Here is a 4,195-nt window from a genome sequence, read left to right as displayed (position 1 = left end):
TGCTGGTAGTCGGCGGCGGCTTCCAGCGCGGCGGTGCCGGCGGTATCGCGCGTGAGGCTGGAGACCGCGTTGTTGGAGACGGCGGCGTAGCGGCTGGCGGTGCGCTGGGCGTCCTCCATTGCCGCCTTGGCCTTGAGCAGCTGGGCCTGCGCCTGCGCCAGCGCCAGGGTGAAGCGGGTGGGGTCGATCTGGAACAGTTTATCCCCTGCCTTGACCGCCTGGTTGTCCTTCACGAACACCTGCACCACCGGGCCGGAGACATCGGGGGCCAGCTCCACGGTGTCGGCGCGCACGCGGCCGTCGCGGGTCCAGGGGTCTTGCATGTAATAGACCCAGAGCTGCCAGCCGATGGCGGCGGCGATCAGCACGATCACCAGGGTTACAAGGAAGCGGAGCGGAAACGATGCGGTGTTCATGGGGATCCGTTTCTAGAGCAATTTCCGCTCGCACGGAAAGGCTCTGGTTATGTTTTGGCGGGCAATTTCATCCGGTTAGGTTGAACTTTCCAGCTCAACCCAACCGGATATCGCCCTAGAAAAAGCGGTTCATCGCCAGGCTCACGCAGCCCAGCAGGATAATCAGCAGCGCCAGGTCGAACAACGGGCGGTGCCAGACGAAGCGGTAGAGGCCGAGGCGCTTGAGCCCCGCGCGCAGCAGGGTGGAGAACAGCAGGGCGATGCCGAGCCACACCAGCAAGGGCGGGAACAATACGCCGTAAAGGTCGATCTCGCCGATCATGGGCTGGTCCATCCCGCCAGCGCGGGCGGCGGGGCGGGGGCGAACAGCACGCTGCGCAGTCCCGATAGCATCATCAGCGCCTCCTTGTGCACATGGGTATCAAAAGCGGCCGCGTAAGTCGCCTCATCAATGGCGGTGAGCAGGCCGGGCGGCGGCGGGGCGAGGGGGTTGCCGCGGTAGTGGGCGGCAACACCCTCCAGCACGGCGGCGCATTGCGCCTGCGCCTGCGGGGAGAGGGTGGACATGCAGCGTTGCAGGCCGATCACGTTCAGCCCCACGCGCAGGTCTTGCAGCACGTCGGCGGCGGCGATGTCGGTTCCGGCGGGGATGGAAGCCAGCCTTGGCACCAGCAGGCCGAAGCGGTCCAGCATGCGCCCGCTGAGCACCGCGGGGTCGCCCGGCTCCTTGGCCCCGGCGGCGGCGGCGATGTCGCGCCAGCCGGCCTTGATGACCCGCCGCGCGCTCCAGGCCGCGCCGACGGAGCGGATGAGCCGGGTGACCACCAGAGCGGAGGTGATGCCAATGAGCAAGGCGGCGGTGTTGTTGAGGTAGGTGGCGAAATTGCCGGAATAGGTGTTGTCCAGCGCCAGATTGGTGGAGCCGATGGCGCCCAGCAGCATGCCGGTGCCAAAGGTGGCCGGGCGGGAGACAAGGATGCCGATGATGAGCCCGGCGGGCAGCAGCACCAGCGCCAGCTCGGCGAAGGTCTCCATGCGCGGCAACACCAGGAAGGTGTAGAAGCCTGAGCCGAGTGTCGCGATGACCGCGTTGCGGCTCATCAGGGCGATGGCGGGGGCGGGGTCGTCCTGTGCGGCGAAGAACGAGCCGGCGACGGCGACCATCACGGCTGCGCCGGCACCGGCGGGCCAGGCCGTGACGATCCAGACCGCGCAGACAAGCAGGATCGCCAGCGCGGTGGAGAGGGCGGAGAAGAGCGCCAGCCCGTGGTCGCGCAGTTGCGCTGCCACGGCGATGAATTCAGCCTTTATCACGGCGCTTTGCGGCGCCACGTCGCCATCGAAGACATGGCGGCGGATGGCGCGCTCATGATGGATGATGCTCACCAGCTCGCTCAGCCGCATGGCGAGGCTGGCGCGCAGCAGCCCGGTCCAGGAGAGGTCGGTATCCTCCAGGGCGCGGATCTGGCCGTGCAGGGCGCCGGCATCTTCCGGCCCGCCGATTTGCATCCAGGCGGCGGTGGCGTCGAGCGTTTTTTGCAGCGCCGGGGTGATGCCGCCGTGGCGGCGCAGCTGGGCCACGCGGTCGCCGATGGAACTGAGCACCGGCATCATGCTCAGCATGTAGATTCGCAGCTGGGTGATGTAGGGAACGGCGGATTGCAGGTTCGAGGTATCGTAGGCGAGCTGTGTCGTCATCATCGCCACGTCGGTTGCCTCCATGGCGAGCTTGCGCCGCGCGGCATGCACCTCCGGGGCGTCGCAGCGGCCCTCCAGCGCCGCCGTTGCCCACTCGATGCCCGGACGCACCCAGCCGGCGACGCGCCGGGCCAGCACAGGCCCCAGCCCGCGCGGAAAGAAGACCGTGCCGGCCACCGTGGTGCAGGCGATGCCGATGTAGATTTCCTCGACGCGGGTGAGGGCGGTCTGGAAGATGAGCCCGGGGGCGGCGACGCTGGGAAAGCCGATGATTCCGGCCGTGTAGCCTGCCAGCATGAACATGTAGGCGCGCGGTGTGCGGTCCAGCAGGGAGAGGTAGAGGCAAAAGCCGACCCATAGCGCCATCGCCAGGCTGGCCAGCAGGGGCGCGTTGACCAGATTGGGGATGATGACCACGGCGGCGGTGGCGCCGACCAGCGTGCCGATGAAACGGTATACGGCCTTGGAGCGCATGGCCCCGGTGAGCGGTTGCGCCACGATGAAGGCGGTCGCCATCGCCCAATAGGGATTCTCGAGCCCCAGCCACAGTGAAATCCATAGCGCCGTCATCGCGCCGGCGAAGGTTTTCAGCGCAAAGAGTAATTCGTCAGTCTTGGGCATCATCGGGAAGAAGCATGAAATTATGCGCCAGAGATAGGCACAATCCGCATTCCCGCAATGCGGAGGCCGGTTTTATAGCAGCGCAAGAATTCGCCCGGCGTCTTCCTTGCGGCAGATCAGCAGGTCCGGCAGGTATGGGTCGGCGTTGTTGTAGGTGAGGGCGGTGCCATCGATGCGCGAGGCGTGCAGCCCGGCGGCGAGCGCCACGGCGGCGGGGGCGCAGTTGTCCCATTCATACTGCCCGCCGGAATGCAGATAGATATCGGCCTCGCCGCGCAAAACGGCCATGGCCTTGGCGCCGGCCGAGCCCATGGGCACCAGCTCGGCGCCCAGAGCCTGCGCCACCGCCAGGGCCTCGGCGGCGGGGCGGGTGCGGCTGACCAGCATGCGCGGTCTAGCGCCGGCGGGGGGGATGATGTGGCCGGGCTCGGAGGTCAGGGTCAGCCCCAGGGCGGGCAGCGCCACCGCGCCGGTTGCTGGGGCGCCGTCCACCGCCAGGGCGACATGCACCGCCCAATCGGAGCGGGCTTCTCCATATTCGCGGGTGCCGTCCAGCGGGTCTATGATCCAGACCCGGCTGGCCGAGAGGCGGGCGGCGTTGTCCTTTTCTTCCTCGCAGAGCACCGCGTCATCGGGCCGTTGGGCCGCCAGCGCTTCCATGAGGAAGGCGTTGGCCACGCGGTCCCCCGCCTTGCCCAGCGCCTTGGCGGAGAACAGGCCGGAGTGTTGCAGGGTGAGCAGCAGGCTGCCCGCGGTTGCGGCCAGGTGCCTGGCGAGTGCCGTGTCGTTCATGGGATCAGTCTTTCGATGATGAGATCCGCCGCCTGCCCGGGGGTTTGCCGTGTGGTGTCGATGCGGATTTCAGGGGTCTGCGGCGGCTCGTAGGGAGAGTCGATGCCGGTGAAATTCTTCAGCGCCCCGCTGCGGGCTTTTTTGTAGAGCCCCTTCACGTCGCGCGCCTCGGCGTCGGCCAATGGCGTGTCGATATGGATCTCGATGAACTCGCCGGGTGCCATCATCTCGCGCACCATCTGCCGCTCGGCGCGGAAGGGGCTGATGAAGGCGGTGATCACGATCAGCCCGGCATCGGTCATCAGCTTGGCGACCTCGCCCACGCGGCGGATGTTCTCAATGCGGTCGGTCTCGGTAAAGCCAAGGTCCTTGTTGAGACCGTGGCGCACGTTGTCGCCGTCGAGCAGGAAGGTATGGCGGTTCATGCGGACCAGCTTCTTCTCGACCAGATTGGCGATGGTGGATTTGCCCGCACCCGAGAGGCCGGTGAACCACAGCACCGCCGGCTTCTGGTTCTTCAGGGCCGCATGCGTCTCGCGCGAGACATCGAGCGCCTGCCAGTGGACATTCTGCGAGCGGCGCAGAGCGAAGTGCAGCATGCCGGCCGCCACCGTGGCGTTGGTGATTTTATCAATGAGGATGAAGCCGCCCAGCGTGTGGCTGGTTGC

General features: G+C 67.2%; 5 protein-coding genes. All 5 read right to left on the bottom strand.

What is annotated here, in order from left to right; all coding sequences use genetic code 11:
• Positions 1-416 (bottom strand): biotin/lipoyl-binding protein (locus tag HKL97_RS01670; RefSeq protein ID WP_291422227.1); only part of this gene is annotated, 416 nt, incomplete at its 3' end.
• Positions 417-531: 115 nt separating this feature from the next.
• Entirely contained in the window at positions 532-750 is a 219-nt protein-coding gene (locus HKL97_RS01665; protein WP_291422225.1) for a DUF1656 domain-containing protein, read from the bottom strand.
• Positions 735-2,738 (bottom strand): FUSC family protein, encoded by a 2,004-nt coding sequence (locus HKL97_RS01660; protein WP_291422223.1) that lies wholly within the window; start codon positions 2,736-2,738, stop codon positions 735-737. Before HKL97_RS01660 ends, HKL97_RS01665 begins: the two co-directional genes overlap by 16 nt.
• 69 nt (positions 2,739-2,807) lie before the next feature.
• Positions 2,808-3,527 (bottom strand): 3'(2'),5'-bisphosphate nucleotidase CysQ, encoded by a 720-nt coding sequence (locus tag HKL97_RS01655; protein WP_291422222.1) that lies wholly within the window; start codon positions 3,525-3,527, stop codon positions 2,808-2,810.
• Positions 3,524-4,195: adenylyl-sulfate kinase (cysC, locus tag HKL97_RS01650; protein WP_291422220.1), on the bottom strand; the 672-nt coding region annotated here is incomplete at its 5' end. The genes HKL97_RS01655 and cysC, both read right to left, overlap by 4 nt.

This window comes from Acidocella sp. (assembly GCF_013044125.1).
In the GTDB taxonomy this organism is placed as follows: Bacteria; Pseudomonadota; Alphaproteobacteria; order Acetobacterales; family Acetobacteraceae; genus Acidocella.
Note: the sequence above shows the minus strand (reverse complement) of the source record. Positions and strands in the feature narration are given on the sequence as shown.

Bases quoted from the DNA above. Each gene is read 5' to 3' on its own strand.
- HKL97_RS01660 (WP_291422223.1), bottom strand. From the start codon at position 2,738: ATGATGCCCAAGACTGACGAATTACTCTTTGCGCTGAAAACCTTCGCC.
- HKL97_RS01655 (WP_291422222.1), bottom strand. From the start codon at position 3,527: ATGAACGACACGGCACTCGCCAGGCACCTGGCCGCAACCGCGGGCAGC.
- HKL97_RS01665 (WP_291422225.1), bottom strand. From the start codon at position 750: ATGGACCAGCCCATGATCGGCGAGATCGACCTTTACGGCGTATTGTTC.